The sequence below is a fragment of the Nonomuraea maritima genome, from assembly GCF_900100395.1.
In the GTDB taxonomy this organism is placed as follows: domain Bacteria; phylum Actinomycetota; class Actinomycetes; order Streptosporangiales; family Streptosporangiaceae; genus Nonomuraea; species Nonomuraea maritima.
On the sequence record NZ_FNFB01000004.1, the window covers coordinates 45085 to 62657 of the forward strand.

Sequence of the window (17573 nt, forward strand, 5' to 3'; positions counted from 1 at the left end):
AAACCGTGAGACGCCTTCTTCACCACATCTCCGTCGATGTGACCCCCCTTCGCGATTCCCGCGACTACCGACTTCTCTTCAGCTCCGGCGTCATCACGATGTTCGGCACCTTGATCACCATGGTCGCGGTGCCGTACCAGATGAAGCAGCTCACCGACTCCTTCCTCGCGGTCGGCCTGGTGAGCCTGGCGGAGTTCGTGCCGATGGTCGTGTGCGGCCTGTGGGGCGGCGCCATCGCCGACGCGCTCGACCGCCGCAAGATCATCGTGTTCAGCGAGCTCGGGCTGCTGGTCACCGCCGCCGCCCTCACGGTCAACGCACTCCTGCCCGACCCGCAGATCTGGGTCCTGTACGTGGTGGGCGCGATCTCCACGGGCATCGCCTGCCTGCAGCGTCCGAGCCTGGAAGCCGTGCTCCAGCAGGTGGTCAAGCACGACCAGCAGGCCGCGGCGGCCGTGCTGTCGAGCCTGCGCTGGAACTTCGGCGCCATCGTCGCCCCCGCCCTCGGCGGCCTCCTGCTCGCCCAGTACGGCCCCGCGCTCGCGTACGGGATCGACGCGCTGACCTTCCTGGTGTCGCTGCCCCTGCTGTGGGCGACCAGGTCGGTCCCGCCCGCCGAGGACGCCGCCCCGCCCTCCCTGCAGTCGCTCGTCGAGGGCATGCGGTACGCGCTGAGCCGCAAGGATCTGATGGGCACATACCTGGTCGACATCGCGGCGATGGTGTTCGCGATGTCGAACGCGCTCTACCCGTTCCTCGCCGATGAGCTGCGGGCGCCCGAGGCGGTGGGGCTGCTGTACTCCGCCGCGGCCGTCGGCGCCCTGATCGCCTCCATCACCGGCCGGTGGACGACGCGCGTGCACCGGCACGGCCTCGGCGTGATCGTCGCCGCGACGGTGTGGGGCGTCGCGCTGGCGCTGACCGCGCTGGCCCCCAACGTCTGGCTGGTCTTCACCTGCCTGGCCCTGGCCGGCGCCGCCGACATGATCAGCGGCATCTTCCGCGGCACCATGTGGAACCAGACAATCCCGTCGGAATACCGCGGCCGCCTGGCCGGCATCGAACTGCTCTCCTACGCCAGCGGACCGATGCTGGGCAACGCCCGCGCCGGCGTCATGGCCGACATCACCGGCACCCGCTTCTCCCTCGGCGCGGGCGGCCTGCTGTGCATCGGCGCCGTCCTCGGTCTCGCCGCCGCCCTTCCGAAGTTCCGCCGGTACGACGCCCGCACCGACGAGCACGCCCTGGCGGAGAAGGCCCGCCGGGAAGGCCTCGCCGAGGCCCAGCAATCCGCCGTCTAGAAGGCGGTCGACCAGGCGTCACCACCACCACCCGGCTGGTCGGGTGCCACCCGATCAGCCGGACTCGCGCCAGCCCGCGTACCGCTCGACCAGCTCGTCCACCTTGGTGAGCCGGCTCTCGTCGAGCCCTTCGACGACGACCACCCACTGGGCGTCCTCGGCGTCGTCCTCACCTGCCAGCGTCTCGCGCACCACACGCGGCTCGCCGAGCTCGGGAAACCATTCACCCAGCATCTCGGCGACCTCCTCGGCGTCGTCCCGCTCGCCGAACACCAACAGCTGCCTCATGCCCCGATTCTCCCAGCCCTGACTCCTCCACCCCAGATCCGGCTACGCGTATGCCCGTTCACGAGGCGTGAGCACCATAGATTGATAGCGTTACAACATGACCATGGCTGCCGAAGCGGTGATCACCACGATGACGCCCCACCTCTCGCTTCCCGACTGGGTGTTCCCTCCCCCAGAGGGCTTCGTCGCGGAAGACCTCGATCACATTCCGGATCTACCTGCGCACACAGAGTTGATTGATGGAAGCTTGGTCTTCGTGAGCCCCCAGCGACACTTCCATCAGTCGGTCATCTTCCGGCTCCATGCGGCACTCGACAAGCTTGCCCCCGCAGGCCATGAGGTGATCCAGGAGATGAGCGTCAAGCTCGGACCTCAGCAGCGTCCCGAGCCCGACCTCATCGTCGTTGGCCCCCAAGCGGTCATCGGCAGCGAGATCAGTTTCTTCGAGGCCGAAGACGTCGTCCTGGCCGTCGAAGTGGTCTCCCCCGACTCCGCCGTACGCGACCGGGAGCGCAAGCCCGTCCTCTACGCGCAGGCGGGCATCCCGCATTACTGGCGGATCGAGGAGATCCACGGCAAGCCCGCCGTGTTCGTCTACGAGATCGACCCGGCCACGAATTCGTACGTCGCCGCCGGCGTCCACCACGACCGGCTGAAGCTCAGCGTCCCCTTCGACGTCGACATCGACCTCGACACGCTGTACGTGCTTCGAAGCCGATGAGGGGCCGGTGCGGCGGTTCGCCGCACCGGCCCCTCAGCCGTCGATGTCAGCTGCTGCGCAGCTGGGCGCCCACCCGGTCGGCGGCCACCGCCACCGCCGCGTCGCGCGCCGCCGTCGTCTCCTCCACCGTCAGCGTCCGGTCGGAGGCACGGAACCTCATGGTGTACGCGAGCGACTTGTTGCCCTCGCCCACCTGCTCCCCGGCGTAGACGTCGAACAGCCGGATCGACTCCAGCAGCTCGCCCGCCCCGTCACGCAGCGCCGCCTCGACGTCGGCCACCGGCGTGAAGTCGGGCACGATCAGCGCGACGTCCTGCGTCGCCACCGGGTACGCCGACACCGCGGGGGTCTCGACCGGGCCCGGCATGACCGACTCGAGCCGCGACAGCTCGAGCTCCATCGCCGCCGTGCGGGGCGGCAGCCCGTACGCCTCGATGACGCGCGGGTGCAGCTCGCCCGCGTGCCCCACCAGGGTGTCGCCCACGTAGAGGGCGGCACACCGGCCGGGGTGCCAGGGCTCGTGCTGATCGGCGCTGATGGACAGCTCCACCCGCGCCTCACCCGCGACCAGCCGCGCGGCCTGCACCGCGTCGGCCCACGAGGCCGCGCGACCGGCGCCCCACCAGCCGGACCGCTCGAACTCCCCGGCCAGCACCACCGCGACCCGCAGCGGCTGGTCGGGCAGGGCGGCCTCGATCGAGGCGAGTTCCTCCTCGGTCGGCCGGCGCTCGACCCCGAACACGGGAGCCGCCTCGGGCGCGTCCTCGCGCGGCCGGTAGACCGACCCCGTCTCGAACAGCGCCACGTCGGTGAACCCACGCCCGGCGTTGCGCACCAGGGTCTTGAGCAGCCCGGGCAGCAGCGTCGTGCGCAGCAGCGGCTCGTCCTCCGACAGGGGGTTGGCCAGCCGCATGGCCGAGCGCCGCGCGTCGTCGGCGGGCAGCAGCAGCCGGTCGAAGTCGGCGGAGCTGATGAACGGGTAGCTCAGCACCTCGACGTAGCCGCCCTCGGCCAGCGCCCGGCCGACCCGGCGGCGCAGCCGCTGCCCCTCGGTGAGGCCCGCACCCGCGGGGGCGGAGGGCAGCACCGACGGGAGGTTCTCGTAGCCCTCCAGCCGGATGACCTCTTCGGCAAGGTCGTTGGGGTCGGTGAGGTCGGGCCGCCAGGACGGCGGCGTCACCGTGATCATGTCGTCGCCGGTGACGGCCAGCTTCGCGGCCAGCTCGCCGCCGGTGACCACGCCCGTCGGGTCGACGCCGCCACGGCGCACGGCCGGGTCGGCGCCGTCGGTGACGACGCAGCCCACCTGCTCCAGCCGCGCGACCACGGTCTCCGTGGTGTACGGAACGCCGGCCACCGCGCCGGGATGGCTCGCCGGGATCGCGATGCGCGGCGGCGACACCTCGATCTCGGTGTGGGTGAGACCGGGCTGCACCGTCGCGCCGCCCAGCTCGGCCAGCATCCGCACGGCCTTCCATGACGCGACGAGCGGCAGCTCGCGGTCGACACCCCGCTCGAAGCGCTTCGACGACTCCGACACCAGGCCGTGGCGGCGCGAGCCGCGCGAGATGCCGGTGGCGGAGAAGTGGGCGGCCTCGACGACGATGTCGGTCGTGTCGGCGGAGATCTCGGTCTGCAGACCGCCCATCGTGCCGGCCAGCGACAGCGGCCCCGACTGGTCGGTGATGAGGATGTCGTCAGGGTCGAGCTCGCGGACGACGTGGTCGAGGGTCTCCAGCCGTTCGCCGGGCGCCGCCCGCCGTACGACGATCTCACCGGTGAGCTTGGCCCGGTCGAACGCGTGCAGCGGCTGGCCGAGCTCCAGCATCAGGTAGTTGGTGACGTCGACGGCCAGCGACACCGGACGCATGCCGGCCCGCGTGAGGCGTACGCGCATCCACAGCGGGCTCTCGGCGGCCGGGTCGAAGCCGGTCGCCTCGCGCAGCACGAACCGGTCGCACGCCGTCGGGTCGGCGATGGAGGCCGGCCAGGCGGGCCCGGTCGCGGCGGGCAGCTCGACGTCGGCGGGGTCGCGGAAGGCCACCCCGAACGCCGTCGCCGCCTCGCGCGCCACGCCCCTGATCGACAGGGCGTAGCCGATGTCGGGCGTGATCTCGAGCTCGATCACGTCGTCGCGCAGCTGGAGCAGCTCGACCACGTCGGCGCCGAGCGGCGTGCCCGCGGGCAGCACCATGATGCCGTTGTGGTCCTCGCCCAGCCCGAGCTCACGCTCGGAGCAGATCATGCCCTCGGACATGCGCCCGTACGTCTTGCGCGCCCCCACCTCGAACCCGCCGGGCAGCACGCCGCCCGGGAGCACGACGGGCACGCGGTCGCCGACCACGAAGTTGGTCGCGCCGCAGACGATCATCCGCGGCTCGGCCTCGGCCGTGTCGACCCTGCAGTGCCGGATCGGCTTCTTGAAGCCGGTCAGCTCCTCGATCTCGAGGACCTCGCCGACGACGACGTTCTTGACGTCGTGGCCGTGCGAGGTGATCGCCTCGAGCTTCAGACCGGCGGCGGTGAGCTTGTCGGCCACCTCGTGGGCGGTGACCGCCGGGAGATCGGCGTACTCCCGCAGCCAGGAAAGCGGGACCTTCATCAGATCTCCATTCCGAACGGGAGGGTGAAACGCACGTCGCCCTCGACCATGTCTCGCATGTCCTCGGCGTTGTGGCGGAACATCAGCGTCCGCTCGATGCCCATGCCGAACGCGAACCCGGAGTAGCGGGCCGGGTCGACGCCACAGGCGATCAGCACGCGCGGGTTGACCATGCCGCAGCCGCCCCACTCGATCCAGCCCTCCGACTTGCAGGTGCGGCAGGGCGGGTTGCCGGGGACCGCGGAGGCGCCCCGGCAGACGAAGCACTTCAGGTCCATCTCGGCGGACGGCTCGGTGAACGGGAAGTAGTTGGGCCGGAACCGGGTCGTGATGCCCTTGCCGAACATCACCTCGGCGAACCGGTCGAGCGTGCCCTTCAGGTGGGCCATCGTCAGGCCCTCGTCGATGGCGAGCCCCTCGGTCTGGTGGAAGACCGGGGTGTGGGTCGCGTCGAGCTCGTCGGTGCGGAACGTCTTGCCCGGCGAGATGACGTAGACCGGCAGCTCGCGCTGGAGCAGGGCCCTGATCTGCACCGGCGAGGTCTGCGTGCGCAGCACCATGCCGGAATCGGTGGACCCCACGAAGAACGTGTCGTGCTCGCTGCGCGCCGGGTGGTCCTTGGCGATGTTGAGCGCGTCGAAGTTGAACCATTCGCCTTCGAGGTCGGGCCCCTCGGCCACCTCGTATCCCATGGCGACGAACGCGTCGGCGATGCGCTCCTGCAACGTGGTCAGCGGGTGGCGGGCGCCGCGCGGCCGGCGGTCCCACGGCAGGGTGACGTCGACGGTCTCCTCGACGAGCACCCGCGCGTCGCGTTCGGCCTCCAGCTCGGCCTGGCGGGCGGCCAGCGCCTCGTTGATCGCTCTGCGGGCGCTGCCGACGCGCTTGCCGGCCTCGGCGCGGGCGGCCGGTGGCAGCGCGCCGATCTCGCGGTTGGCCAGGGCGATGGGCGAGCGGTCGCCCGCGTGCGCCAGCCTGGCCTGCTTCAGTGCGTCGAGGTCGCCGGCCGCTTTGATCGCCGCGATGGCGTCGGCCTCCATGCGGGACACCTCGTCGGCGTGCAAGGGTGTCACCTCAACGGGGTCGTAGTCAGACAAGAGTGAGCTCCGTATCCAGGGCTTGAGCGGAAAAAGTCTAGTGGGCCCGCCCACCGGGACCGACTTGCGCGCCCTACGGGGTGGCGAAGTCGGGCGTGCCGGTGGGCACGGTAAATCGGAACTCCGCTCCGCCCTCGGGTGCGCGCTGCACGACGATCGTGCCGCCGTGCGCCTCGACCAGGCCCTTGACGATGAACAGGCCGAGCCCCGTGCCACCGCGGCGGCGGCTGTTGCCGCCCCGCCAGAACTGCCTGAAGACGCGCGGGGCCAGCTCGGGCTCGATGCCCTCGCCCTCGTCGCGCACCGACACGGCGACTCCCCATCCGACCGACTCGATTTCGATGGTCACGGTGCCGCGCCCATGGCGCACCGCGTTCTCCACCAGGTTACCCAGGATCTGGTCGATCTTGTCCTGGTCGAGCCACATCTCGGGAAGTTCGTCCCCGACGACGAGACGGAAGCGGTCCTCCCGCTCCCCGGCCGCGACCCGGCCCGCGATGAGCCGGCGCGCCCGCGCGGGCAGGTCTACGACCTGGCGGCGCACCTCCAGCCGGCCCGACTCGATGCGCGAGACGTCGAGCAGCTCGGTGATGAGCCGGGTGACGCGGTCGGCGTCGTTGTTGACGGTCTCGAGCATGACGAGCTTCTGCTCGTCGGTGAAGCGCGACCACTTGGCCAGCAGCGTCGCGGTGAACCCCTTGACGCTGGTGAGCGGCGAGCGCAGTTCGTGGGCCACGGTGGAGACCAGGTCGGCGCGGCTGCGCTCCAGCCGGGCGCGCGCGCCGCCGTCGCGCAGCGTGATCGCGACCCGCTCGACCTCGCCGCCGCGCTCGGGCTCGCGTACGAGACGGGCCGCGACGTAGAGCTCCTGACCACCGGGCAGGTGCAGCGGGCGCTCGGGCACCCGGACCCGGGTAGGCAGCCCGCTCTCCGGGTCGAGGGCTTTCCACCAGTCGCGGCCGTCGTGGTCGCGGAAGGGGAACACGTCGTTCATGTGCCCGCCGACCGCGCGCTCCATCGGGACGCCGGTGAGGCGGGCGGCGGCCCGGTTGACGGCCAGCACGCACCCGTGGCGGTCGGCCACGATGAGCCCGTCGGGAAGGTCGTCGACGGCTATCGTGCACGAGGCGGCCACCAGCCGCCCCTCGGTGTCTGCGCCGTGCACGACCTCGCCTCCTCCGCCTACAACGCCGACAATAGCGGGTTTCCGGCCGCCTAGGGCACCCGCTGAGCCCTCGCCGAGGAGTAGAGGCAGACCGCCGCCGCGGTGGCCAGGTTCAGGCTTTCCGCCTGTCCGTAGATGGGCACGCGCACCACATCGTCCGCCTCGGCGAGGATCTCCTCCGGAAGTCCCCAGGCCTCGTTGCCGAAGATCCACGCGGTCGGTCCTGAAAGATCGACATCATCGAGCGTGTGCTTGCCCGCGCCGTCGGCCGCCAGCACGCGCATGCCCCGCTCCTTGAGTTGACGCACGGCGGAGGCGACCGGTGCACCGATGACGACGGGCAGATGGAAAAGGCTCCCGGCGCTCGCGCGCACGCACTTGCCGTTGTACGGGTCGACGGAGGCGTCGGTGAAGACCACGGCGTCGGCTCCGGCGGCGTCGGCCGCCCGCAGCACCGTGCCGGCGTTGCCGGGGTCGCGTACGTGGGCGAGCATCGCCACCAGCTGCGGCCGGCCCTCGAGGCTCTCCTCCAGCGGCACGTGCAGGAGCCTGCACACGGCCACCAGCCCCTGCGGCGTCACGGTCTGCGACAGCTCCGACATGACCTCGCCGCTGGCCCGGTGGACGGGGATGCCGCGCAGCGTGGCCTCGGTGATGAGCTCGGGATGGCGCAACTCGGCGTCGGCCGTGCTGAACAGCTCCAGAGTGACGCCGTCGAGCTTGAGCGCCTCGCGCACCGCCTGCGGCCCCTCGGCCAGGAAGCGGCGGTCCTGATCGCGGAAGGCCCGCTTGGTGAGTCGTCTGGCGGCCTTGACCCGCGGCGATCTCACGTTGGTCAGCTCGGATCCGGCCATCGTCTCTCCCACTCGTGCGAACAACAAAGGGCCCACCGACATCGGTGGGCCCTGCGTCAAGGCAATGTGCTTCAGCCGGCGGCCGGAGCATTCACGTTCGCCGGCAGCGCCTTCTTGGCGGCCTCGACGAGCGTGGCGAAGGTCTGGCTGTCGTTGACCGCGAGGTCGGCCAGGATCTTACGGTCGACCTCGATGTTGGCCAGACGCAGACCCTGGATCAGACGGTTGTAGGTGATGCCGTTCTGCCGGGCCGCGGCGTTGATGCGCTGAATCCACAGACGACGGAATGCGCCCTTACGGTCCTTGCGGTCCCGGTAGGCGTACGTCATCGAGTGGAGCATCTGCTCCTTGGCCTTGCGGTACAGCCTCGACCGCTGGCCGCGGTAACCGGCGGCCCGCTCGAGTACGACCTTACGCTTCTTCTTGGCGTTGAGCGCCCGCTTCACGCGTGCCATGTTTCTTCTCCCCGGGGGTTCGCGCTACTTGGCGAGCAGCTTCTTGATCTTCTTGGAATCGGCGTCGGAAAGGACGACCTCGTTCTTGAGACGGCGCGTCAGCGTGGACGACTTCCACTCGTTGTAGTGCGCACGGTTGGCACGGCGGCGCTTGATCTTGCCGGTGCCGGTGACCCGGAACCGCTTCTTCGCACCGCTGTGCGTCTTCATCTTCGGCATGTCGCCGTCTCTCCTCATGTGGTCGTGCCGGTGGCCGGGCCGGTGGTGGCCGACCCGGTCTCGGCGTCTTTCGTCTGCTGGCGGCTGCTGGGGCTGCAGTAAAGGCTAACCCCAACGGCGGGTCACGCTTCCGGTGAGGAAGGTTCCGGTGAGGAAGGCTCCTCGTCGCCGCGCTGCGCCTTGGCGGCGGCCTTTTCGGCCTTGGCCTCGGCCTTCTTCTTGTGCGGACCGATCACCATGATCATGTTACGGCCGTCCTGCTTGGCGTGGGATTCCACGAAGCCGAGCTCCTGGACGTCCTCCGCCAGCCGCTGCAGCAGCCGGAAACCGAGTTCCGGCCGGGACTGCTCTCGTCCGCGGAACATGATCGTGACCTTGACCTTGTCCCCTGCCTTGAGGAACCGCACCACGTGACCCTTCTTGGTCTCGTAGTCGTGCGGGTCGATCTTCGGCCGGAGCTTGATCTCCTTGATGATCGTGTGCGCTTGGTTCTTGCGCGCCTCGCGCGCCTTCATCGCGGACTCGTACTTGAACTTGCCGTAGTCCATGAGCTTGCACACGGGCGGTCGAGCCGTGGCCGCGACCTCAACAAGGTCGAGGTCGGCCTCCTGGGCGAGCTTGAGGGCATCGTGAATCGAGACGATGCCGACCTGCTCGCCGTTCGGGCCCACGAGGCGAACCTCGGGAACTCGGATACGCTCGTTGATGCGGGGCTCAGTGCTGATGGGGCCTCCTAGGTTTGCGATCCCTACGTGCTCGTCGTACGAGGGCTTGACGCGTTCCCTCGAACGCGAAAAGCCCCGCACGTCGCGCATGCGGGGCCACTGAGCTCTGTGGCTTTCGTGGCCTCGAGCTCCCCGGAGTAGTCCGGCGTGATCCTGGACCCGGCCACCTTTCGGCGACCCGGGTGGGAGGGAGACCTCCGCTTGCGCGTCCAGCAAGGCATGCCGGACCGATCAGAGAGCTACACTACCACAACCCCGCGGGCCCGCCGAATCATCCCCGACCAGGGTTACAAGTCGGGCAGAGGGCCGCAAAACCCTGACCAGCTTCGCTCAGCCGGCCGAGCGGCGCCGCAGCTCGGCCTCCCCGGCCGCCCGCATCGCCTCGATCGGCACTCCGGCCGAGCCGGTCATCAGCTGCACCTGCCGTACCGCCTGGTGGAGCAGCATCTCGAACCCACCGATCACGATGCCGCCGGCGGCACGGACCGCCGCGGCCGCCCGCGTCGGCCAGGGGGCGTAGACGACGTCGAACAGCGCGGGCACCTCCGCCAGCTGCTCGGCGAAGGCGTCGGCCGCCCCGCCCGGCAGCGTGGAGACCACCAGGTCGGCCCGGGTGAACAGGTCGAGCTTGTCGAACGTCTCCACCTCCAGCGCCACCCCCAGCCGCTCGGCCACCCCGACCGTCTCACCGGCCCGCGCGGGGTCGCGGACGAGCAGCGTCACGGAATGCAGGCCGAGGTTACGCAGCGCCGCGAGCGCGGACGCCGCCGTGGCCCCGCCGCCCAGCACCGCCGCCGACCGGGGCGCCGGAACCCCGGCCTCGGCCAGGGCCCGCTCGATGCCGTGGACGTCGGTGTTGTCGCCGTGCGCGCGCCCGTCGCGGAAGACCACGGTGTTGGCCCCGCCGACGTCGACGGCCAGCGTGGAAACCGTGTCAAGCAGAGGGAGCACGGCCCGCTTGAGCGGCATCGTGAGCGACAGCCCGGCCCAGGCGTCATCTCCGGCGCCGGGCGCGCCGCGCACCGGCCTCAGCTGCTCCAGCAGCCCTGGCAGCCGCTCCTCGTCGCACTCGAACGCCTCGTAGCTCCACCCGTCGAGCCCCATCGCGTGGTAGGCGGCCCTGTGCAGGCAGGGCGAGAGCGAATGGCCGATGGGTGACCCCAGCACGGCAGCGCGCATCCCCACTCCTTCCGAACAGCACGACCCTATCGCCGCCCGCCCGCCACTCACGGACGGACGGCGACACGGGCAGCGACACGTGCAGCGACACGGAGAGCGACACAGCCTGCGGGGTCAGCCGCCGCAGCCGCCGTTCCTCATGCACTCGGCGACCAGCGCCTGGCGTTCGGTGTCGGTGGTGGCGAACTTGGTGACGTTGCTCTTGGGGTCGGTGGCCACGAAGAACAGCCAGGGGCCGTCGGCCGGGTTGAGCGCCGCCTCGATGGCGTGGTCACCGGGGTTGGCGATCGGCCCCGGCGGCAGGCCGGTGTACTTGTAGGTGTTGTAGCGCGACTTGGTCTCCAGCTCGGCGTGCGTCGCGTACGTTCCGTACTTGTTGAGCGCGTACATCACGGTGCTGTCCATCGACAACGTCATCGCCGGGTTGTGCTCGAGCCGGTTGTAGATGACGCGGGCGATCTTCCGCATGTCCTCGGCGCGGCCGGCCTCGGCCTGGACGATGCTCGCGATCGTCATGATCTCGTGCGGCGTGTGCCCGAGCGCCTTGGCGCCGTCCTCGAGCTCGACACTCTTGGCCGTCTGCCGGAAGCGCTGGACCATCGCCGCGAGCATCTCCTTCGGCGTGGTCTTCGGCTCGAACTCGTACGTGGCCGGGAAGACGTACCCCTCCAGCTTGCCCTTCGCGTACGACGGCAGGTCGAGGTCTCCGGCGTCCTTGGCGGCGGCCTCGAACTCCTTGAGCGGCTTGCCGGTCCCCTTCGCCAGCGTCTTCAGGGTGTCGGACAGCCGCAGCCCCTCCTTGATCGTCACCGGGTCGTTGACCAGGCGCTTGTCCGGATCGAGCAGGGCCACCGCGGCCACGGCCGACATCTGGCGGCGCATCTTGTACTCGCCGGGCTGGAGCTTGTCGCTCTTCTGCGCGTTGGCGATGGCGTTGGCGAACGCCCTCGCGCTGGCCACGACGCCCTGGCGCTCGAGTTCGACGGCCACGTCGGAGGCGCTCTGCCCGTCCTTGATCTCGATGACGATCTCGTCGGTGCCCTGACCCGTGTAGTCGTCGGGCGTGATCGCGTCGTTGATCCAGTGGTAGCCGTAGTACCCGCCGCTGCCGAGAATGCCGGCGAGGACGACGAACGCGAGCAGCGGCGCCACGAACCGGCCTCTGCTGCGGCGCTTGCGCCGGCGTCGGGCCGCGCGTCTACCGCGCCGACTGGTCTCGTCGTCCTCGGCACCGAGCAGTGCGTTCAGGTCGAGATCGTTCATAGCTGCGCTGGCCAATCTCCCGGCGCCGCCCGCCTGACGTCAAGCGTAAGCGCCCAACCGGCTGGGGTCACCGAGCGGAACTGGGGGGGCCGCTGGGCATGGTCCCACGACCAGCGGAGATCTCTCTGGGCCATCGTAGAGGACAAAAAGGGGACATATGACCCAAATGTGAATCTTCGTACCGGAATGGGGGGGAGTCTATCGAACATCAGTTCGTCCCGAGGTTCTTGTTCAACTCTTCCCGGTATCTCACGAACTCGCTCTCTTTGTCGGTGAATTTGGTGATTCTATGGGCTGGATCAGTCGTCACGAACCAATGCCAATCGCCTTTGGCCGGGTTCAGCGCGGCTACCAGCGCCTTCTCTCCGGGGTTGGCGATGGGGCCCACCGGTAGCCCCTTGTGACGGTACGTGTTGTAGGGAGAGTCGACCTTGGTGTCCTTCTCCGAGACCTTCAGCGTCCGGCGGTTCTGGGCGTACAGCACCGTGCTGTCGATCTCCAGCGGGGTGTCCTTCGCCAGCCGGTTGTAGATGACCCGCGCGATCTTCGGGTAGTCGTCGTCGGTGCCGCCCTCGGCCTGGATGAGGCTGGCCACCGTCACGGCCTCGAACGGGGTCAGGTTCACCTGCTTCGCCCGTTCCTCCAGGCGCACGTGCCGGGCCGCCTGCCTGAAGCGCTCGACCATCGCGGCCAGCACGTCCACGGCCGTGTCGCCCGGCTCGACCTCGTACGTGGCCGGGAAGAGGAAGCCCTCCAGGCCCTTGGCGTACGAGGGAAGGCCGACCAGCTCCTTGTCGACGCCCTGGAGCTCGGCGAGCGGTATGCCCGTCGCCTTGGCCACACGGGGCAGCACCTCCGACACCCGCAGGCCCTCCGGCACCGTGACCCGTGTCACGACCCGGGACGCGGGCGCGAGCAGCAGGTCGAGCGCCGCCGTCGCGGCCATGCCCTTGCGCAGGCGGTAGTGACCTGGCCGCAGCCGGTCGCTCACCGAGCGGGCCTCCGTCGCCTCGACGAACGACTCGGCGCTCGCCACGACCCCCGCCTTCTCCAGCGTGGAGCCGATGCTCGCGGCACTGGAACCGGGCGTGATACGCACCGTCACGGCGCCACTGCCCGTCCCCTCGAAGTCCTCAGGACTGAGGTACGGCTTCAACCACACCACCGCGCCGACACCCAGCGCCAACGCCCCGACCAGTACCCCCGCCGCCAGCAGTCCCACCTGCCGCACGGCCCGCCGCCTACCGTCGGACGCCTGTGCCTCCGCGGCCGCCGGCACGCCGCCGTCGCCGCTTGGGCTGCCGTCGGGCGTCTGCCCCGCGGTACCGGACCTGTGGGCCGCCTGGCCGGGCTCGTCGCGCTCGGTGCTGCCCTCGGCATGCACGTCCGCGCGGCCTTCACGCCCTGCGGCGCCCTCCCGGCCCTGGCCGCTCGCGTGCTCCACCGGGCCTCGGCCGGACTCGTCGCCGCCCTGGCCGGACTCCGCAGGGCCTGGGACCGCGTCCGCGAGGCCGGGGTGAGGGCCGGGATCGGCAGTTCCTGGCCCGTCGGAGAGCCGGCCACCGTCTGTGGCGCCCGCGACGCCCGCGGGCGCGGGCTCCGTGCGGTGGTCGCCGTCTTGGGACGGCGCCGCCCCGGTCGCGGGCTCCGGATCGTCGAGGAACGGGATCATGTCACCCGCGTCGTCGTACTCGGGAGCGTCGTCGGGTGGCCTGTTCACACGACCACCCCGCCGGCCCGCCGGGCGTCCGCCCGGTTCCAGTGCCGGGCGTTCACGAGGCAGGTCCGTCGGCCGCGGTGGGCGGTTCGACGGGCCTGCCTGGTGGTCTTTCCGTGGCACGTTCTGAGTCGAGCGCGTCCTGCAGCAGCACGACCGCGGCCGCCTGGTCGACGACGCCGCGCTGCTTCTTGGCGCGGACGCCGCTGGCCCGCAGGCCGTGTTGCGCCGCGACCGTGGTGAGCCGCTCGTCGAACAGACGTACCGGTGTGGGCGCGAGCCGGGCCGCGAGCCTGGCGGCGAACTCGCGCGCCAGCCCGGCCGCCTGGCCCTCGCGTCCGGACAGCGAGGTGGGCAACCCCACCACGACTTCGATCGCCTCGTGCTCGGCGACGATCGCGGCGATACGTTCCAGATCGCCCTTGCCTCGCCGCACCGTCTCCACCGGCGTGGCCAGCAGCCCAGAAGGGTCGCTGCGGGCCACGCCGATACGTACGGATCCGACGTCGACGCCGATCCGTGAACCGAACCTCATGTCAGCCGAGCTGCCCCGCGACGGCGTCCTCAACCAGACGCAGCGCGTCGCCGATCGCCTCCGGTCGTGTGCCGCCACCCTGCGCGACGTCGTCCTTGCCGCCACCGCCACCCCCAAGAGCCTTGGCGGCGACGCCGACCAGCTGTCCGGCCCTGAGCCCCCGCTCACGTCCCGCCTCGTTGACCGCGGCAACCACCACGGGCCGGTCGGAGGGGGCGCCGGCGATCACCACGACCGCCGGCCGGTCGGCCGGGAACCTGCCACGCACATCAAGCGCGAGCTTACGCAGATCGTCGGCGCCGGTTCCATCAGGCGCGCGGTGCGTCACCACGGCGACGCCCTGCAGGTCGCGGGCCTGCGCGACGAGATCGCCTGCCACCTCGAGCACCTGGGCCGAGCGCAGCTTCTCGAGCTCCTTCTCGGCCGTGCGCAGCCGGGTGACGATGCCATCGATGCGCTCGGGCAGCTCTTCCCGACGCGCCTTGAGCTGCTCGGTGAGCTGGGCCACCAGCACGCTCTCGCGGGCCAGGAAGCGGAAGGCGTCGATGCCGACGAGCGCCTCGACCCGGCGCACGCCCGCGCCGACCGACTGCTCGCCCAGCACCTTGACCAGGCCGAGCTGGCCGGAGCTGTGGACGTGGGTGCCGCCGCAGAGCTCGCGGGAGTACTCGCCGATCTCGACGACGCGGACCTCGTCGCCGTACTTCTCGCCGAACATCGCGAGCGCGCCCATCGCCCGGGCCTCCGCCTGCGAGGTGTAGAAGGCGTTGACCTTGAGGTCGTTGATGAGCACCGCGTTGACCTCGTCCTCGACGTCGCGCAGCACGCTCGCCGGCACGGCGCCGGCCGCGGTGAAGTCGAAGCGGAAGCGGCCGGGCGAGTTCTCCGAACCGGCCTGCGCCGCGGTCTCGCCGAGCGCGTTCTTGAAGCCGCGGTGGACGAGGTGGGTGGCGCTGTGGCTGCGCGAGATCGCGCGCCGGCGCTCGATGTCGATCTCGGCCTGGGCCTCGTCGCCGACCCGGAGCTCGCCGCTGCGCACCTTGCCGCGGTGGACGACGAGCCCGGCCAGCGGCGACTGCACGTCGAGGATGTCGACGTGGGCCCCGCTGGTGCGGATCACGCCCTGGTCGGCGAGCTGGCCGCCGCCCTCGGCGTAGAACGGGGTGCGCTGCAGGACGATCTCGACCGTGGCGCCCTCGCTCGCGGTCGGCACGGACGCGCCGTCGACGAGGATGCCGACCACGCTGGTGTCGGCCTCGGTCTGGTCGTAGCCGAGGAACTCGACCTTGCCCGCGCTCTCCAGCAGGTGGCCGAAGACGGAGATGTCGGCGTTGCCGGTCTTCTTCGCCGCGGCGTCGGCCTTGGCCCGCTGCCGCTGCTCCTTCATGAGCCGGCGGAAGCCCTCCTCGTCGACCTTGAGGCCCTGCTCGGCCGCCATCTCGAGGGTGAGGTCGATCGGGAAGCCGTAGGTGTCGTGGAGCTGGAAGGCCTGGTCGCCGGAGAGCGTCGTGCCGGACTTGCGCTTGGTCTCCTCGACGGCCACGTCGAAGATCGCGGTGCCGGTGCGGAGCGTGCCGAGGAAGCTCGCCTCCTCGGCGTCGATGACCGCGTGGATCTGCGGCGCGTCGATCTTGAGCTGCGAGTACTGCTCGCCCATGACGTTGATCGCGACGTCGGTGAGCTCGTGCATGTAGCGGTCGTCGCCGGAGCCGAGCAGGCGCAGGTTGCGCACGGAACGGCGCAGGATGCGGCGCAGGACGTAGCCGCGGCCCTCGTTGCTGGGCAGCACGCCGTCGGCGACCAGCATCGTGCCGGTGCGGACGTGGTCGGCGACCACCCGCAGGCTCACGTCGGCGCGGTCGTCGCGCCCGTAGCGGGTCTTGGTGAGCTCGGCCGCCTTGTCGAGGATCTTGTAGGTGGTGTCGATCTCGTAGATGTTGTCGACGCCCTGCAGGATCGCCGCCATGCGCTCCAGGCCCATGCCGGTGTCGATGTTCTTCGCCGGCAGCTCACCCGCGACGTCGAAGTCGACCTTGGTGCGGACGGTGCTCAGCTGGTACTGCATGAAGACGAGGTTCCACACCTCGAGGTAGCGGTCCTCGTCGGCGACGGGGCCGCCCTCCTTGCCGTACTCCGGGCCACGGTCGTAGTAGATCTCGGAGCAGGGGCCGCCGGGGCCGGGCACGCCCATGTGCCAGTAGTTGTCCTCGAGGCCGCGGCGCTGGATGCGCTCGTCGGGCAGGCCGACCTTGTGGCGCCAGAGATCGTAGGCCTCGTCGTCGTCGTGGTAGACGGTCGCCCACAGCTTCTCCTCGGGGAAGCCGAAGCCGCCGTCGGACTCGGACCTGGTGAGCAGCTCCCACGCGAACGGGATGGCGTCGGACTTGAAGTAGTCGCCGAAGGAGAAGTTGCCCAGCATCTGGAAGAACGTGGCGTGCCGGGTGGTCTTGCCGACCTCGTCGATGTCGGGCGTACGGACGCACTTCTGCGCCGTGGTCAGCCGTGACGCCGGAGGCTTGCGCTGCCCCAGGAAGTACGGCTTGAAGGGCACCATACCGGCAGGGACCAGGAGGAGCGTGGGGTCCTCGGCGATCAGGCTGGCCGAGGGCACGACCTTGTGCCCACGCTCCTCGAAGAAGCGCAGGAAGCGGCGGGCGATCTCTGCCGACTCCATGGTGGCCATCCTTTGCGTTGAGTCAGTCGGGGTTGTCAGCTGCGGTTCTCAGCTGTGGTTCTCAGAGTTGCCGAGCCCGAAGCGTGCCCGCAACTCGGTTTCGCGCTCCGCGGCCTCGCCGAGCACGTCGTGGGTAAAGTCTCTCACCTGCCGGAGCATGCCCGTCGCGCGGTCGGCCGTACGGCGGGCGACGTGGTCGGGTTGCAGCGCCTGCAGCCTGCGCACCACCCACAGCGCGAGGAACGCGCCGAGCGACAGGTAGAACAGCCGCCTGATCACGACGGCCTCCCCTGGCGGACCGGGGGCCGCGGGCTCGTCGAACGGCGCACCTCGATGGCGCGGCGCACGCCGTGACCCAGCGCCGAGACCTTGATCAGCGGGCCGGTGAAGATGGTCTGCGTCACACCGGTGAGCTTGGCCGCATGGCCGGTGACCTGCTTCACATCGTGGGCGATGGCCTCGACGGCGACGAGCTGCCGGTTGGTCTCGGCGACCGTGCTGCTGACGTCGTCGAGCAGCGGCCCCAGCCGGTCGTTGAGCTCCGAGACCGCCTTGGTGGTGGCGGTGAGCAGCTTGGCCAGCCTGACCAGCACCATGACCATCACGCAGACCAGGACGATCCAGCCCACGGCCGCGATCAGCCCGGCGACCTCTCCAGCGGTAAGCATCCGCGTATCTCCCTCGTACGCTGGGCCGGAACGGCAAGACCCTATCGCGTTCGGGTGACAACGTTAGTCCGGAAATCGACCATGACCCGGCAGCCACGTCGGCCGAAACC

The 17573-nt window shown here is 70.4% G+C and carries 17 protein-coding genes; 2 read left to right on the forward strand and 15 right to left on the reverse strand.

The window, feature by feature from the left end:
* Positions 1-38 precede the first annotated feature (38 nt).
* Positions 39-1301, forward strand: a complete 1263-nt coding sequence (locus BLR04_RS09005) for an MFS transporter (protein ID WP_245740124.1) — start codon at positions 39-41, stop codon at positions 1299-1301.
* Between the two features lie 54 nt (positions 1302-1355).
* On the opposite strand, the gene BLR04_RS09010 is transcribed toward BLR04_RS09005, so the two are convergent.
* Entirely contained in the window at positions 1356-1589 is a 234-nt protein-coding gene (locus BLR04_RS09010) for a hypothetical protein (protein ID WP_090761681.1), read from the reverse strand.
* Between the two features lie 97 nt (positions 1590-1686).
* Between BLR04_RS09010 and BLR04_RS09015 the strand changes: the two genes are divergently transcribed.
* Positions 1687-2310 (forward strand): Uma2 family endonuclease, encoded by a 624-nt coding sequence (locus BLR04_RS09015; protein ID WP_245740125.1) that lies wholly within the window; start codon positions 1687-1689, stop codon positions 2308-2310.
* Positions 2311-2356: 46 nt separating this feature from the next.
* Here BLR04_RS09015 and BLR04_RS09020 read toward each other — a convergent pair whose 3' ends face one another.
* From BLR04_RS09020 to BLR04_RS09085, 14 genes are all read right to left on the reverse strand, one after another.
* Complete coding sequence (locus tag BLR04_RS09020; protein WP_090761683.1) at positions 2357-4912, reverse strand: phenylalanine--tRNA ligase subunit beta; 2556 nt, start codon at positions 4910-4912, stop codon at positions 2357-2359.
* Entirely contained in the window at positions 4912-5952 is a 1041-nt protein-coding gene (gene pheS / locus BLR04_RS09025) for a phenylalanine--tRNA ligase subunit alpha (protein WP_245740163.1), read from the reverse strand. Before pheS ends, BLR04_RS09020 begins: the two co-directional genes overlap by 1 nt.
* 130 nt (positions 5953-6082) lie before the next feature.
* Positions 6083-7174, reverse strand: coding sequence for a sensor histidine kinase (locus BLR04_RS09030; protein WP_090761686.1), 1092 nt, complete (start codon positions 7172-7174; stop codon positions 6083-6085).
* Between the two features lie 50 nt (positions 7175-7224).
* On the reverse strand, positions 7225-8028 hold the full coding sequence (locus BLR04_RS09035) for a TrmH family RNA methyltransferase (RefSeq protein ID WP_090761688.1): 804 nt from the start codon (positions 8026-8028) through the stop codon (positions 7225-7227).
* Between the two features lie 71 nt (positions 8029-8099).
* Entirely contained in the window at positions 8100-8483 is a 384-nt protein-coding gene (gene rplT, locus BLR04_RS09040; protein WP_090761690.1) for a 50S ribosomal protein L20, read from the reverse strand.
* 24 nt (positions 8484-8507) lie between these two features.
* Complete coding sequence (rpmI, locus tag BLR04_RS09045; RefSeq protein WP_090761693.1) at positions 8508-8702, reverse strand: 50S ribosomal protein L35; 195 nt, start codon at positions 8700-8702, stop codon at positions 8508-8510.
* 122 nt (positions 8703-8824) lie between these two features.
* Positions 8825-9517: a translation initiation factor IF-3 gene (infC, locus tag BLR04_RS09050; RefSeq protein ID WP_425413433.1), complete on the reverse strand. Its 693-nt coding sequence runs from the start codon at positions 9515-9517 to the stop codon at positions 8825-8827.
* 240 nt (positions 9518-9757) lie between these two features.
* The gene (locus BLR04_RS09055) at positions 9758-10606 is read right to left on the reverse strand and encodes a shikimate dehydrogenase (protein ID WP_090761695.1); all 849 of its coding nucleotides are present in this window, start codon (positions 10604-10606) and stop codon (positions 9758-9760) included.
* 114 nt (positions 10607-10720) lie between these two features.
* Positions 10721-11869, reverse strand: coding sequence for an endolytic transglycosylase MltG (gene mltG, locus BLR04_RS09060; RefSeq protein ID WP_090761698.1), 1149 nt, complete (start codon positions 11867-11869; stop codon positions 10721-10723).
* Positions 11870-12077: 208 nt separating this feature from the next.
* The gene (gene mltG, locus BLR04_RS09065; RefSeq protein WP_245740126.1) at positions 12078-13589 is read right to left on the reverse strand and encodes an endolytic transglycosylase MltG; all 1512 of its coding nucleotides are present in this window, start codon (positions 13587-13589) and stop codon (positions 12078-12080) included.
* A gap of 52 nt (positions 13590-13641) precedes the next feature.
* The gene (gene ruvX / locus BLR04_RS09070) at positions 13642-14121 is read right to left on the reverse strand and encodes a Holliday junction resolvase RuvX (RefSeq protein ID WP_090761700.1); all 480 of its coding nucleotides are present in this window, start codon (positions 14119-14121) and stop codon (positions 13642-13644) included.
* Position 14122: 1 nt separating this feature from the next.
* A complete protein-coding gene (gene alaS, locus BLR04_RS09075) occupies positions 14123-16795 on the reverse strand; it encodes an alanine--tRNA ligase (protein ID WP_090761702.1) in 2673 nt (890 codons plus the stop codon).
* 48 nt (positions 16796-16843) lie between these two features.
* Positions 16844-17074, reverse strand: coding sequence for a hypothetical protein (locus BLR04_RS09080; RefSeq protein WP_090761704.1), 231 nt, complete (start codon positions 17072-17074; stop codon positions 16844-16846).
* On the reverse strand, positions 17071-17463 hold the full coding sequence (locus BLR04_RS09085; protein ID WP_090761706.1) for a DUF948 domain-containing protein: 393 nt from the start codon (positions 17461-17463) through the stop codon (positions 17071-17073). The genes BLR04_RS09080 and BLR04_RS09085 overlap by 4 nt, the downstream gene beginning before the upstream one ends.
* Positions 17464-17573 lie beyond the last annotated feature (110 nt).

Coding starts and splice junctions, on each gene's coding strand:
- BLR04_RS09010 (WP_090761681.1), bottom strand. CDS start 1,589: ATGAGGCAGCTGTTGGTGTTCGGCGAGCGGGACGACGCCGAGGAGGTC.
- BLR04_RS09015 (WP_245740125.1), top strand. CDS start 1,687: ATGACCATGGCTGCCGAAGCGGTGATCACCACGATGACGCCCCACCTC.
- BLR04_RS09020 (WP_090761683.1), bottom strand. CDS start 4,912: ATGAAGGTCCCGCTTTCCTGGCTGCGGGAGTACGCCGATCTCCCGGCG.
- pheS (WP_245740163.1), bottom strand. CDS start 5,952: ATGGAGGCCGACGCCATCGCGGCGATCAAAGCGGCCGGCGACCTCGAC.
- BLR04_RS09035 (WP_090761688.1), bottom strand. CDS start 8,028: ATGGCCGGATCCGAGCTGACCAACGTGAGATCGCCGCGGGTCAAGGCC.
- rplT (WP_090761690.1), bottom strand. CDS start 8,483: ATGGCACGCGTGAAGCGGGCGCTCAACGCCAAGAAGAAGCGTAAGGTC.
- rpmI (WP_090761693.1), bottom strand. CDS start 8,702: ATGCCGAAGATGAAGACGCACAGCGGTGCGAAGAAGCGGTTCCGGGTC.
- infC (WP_425413433.1), bottom strand. CDS start 9,517: ATGCGCGACGTGCGGGGCTTTTCGCGTTCGAGGGAACGCGTCAAGCCC.
- BLR04_RS09055 (WP_090761695.1), bottom strand. CDS start 10,606: ATGCGCGCTGCCGTGCTGGGGTCACCCATCGGCCATTCGCTCTCGCCC.
- mltG (WP_090761698.1), bottom strand. CDS start 11,869: ATGAACGATCTCGACCTGAACGCACTGCTCGGTGCCGAGGACGACGAG.
- ruvX (WP_090761700.1), bottom strand. CDS start 14,121: ATGAGGTTCGGTTCACGGATCGGCGTCGACGTCGGATCCGTACGTATC.
- alaS (WP_090761702.1), bottom strand. CDS start 16,795: ATGGAGTCGGCAGAGATCGCCCGCCGCTTCCTGCGCTTCTTCGAGGAG.
- BLR04_RS09085 (WP_090761706.1), bottom strand. CDS start 17,463: ATGCTTACCGCTGGAGAGGTCGCCGGGCTGATCGCGGCCGTGGGCTGG.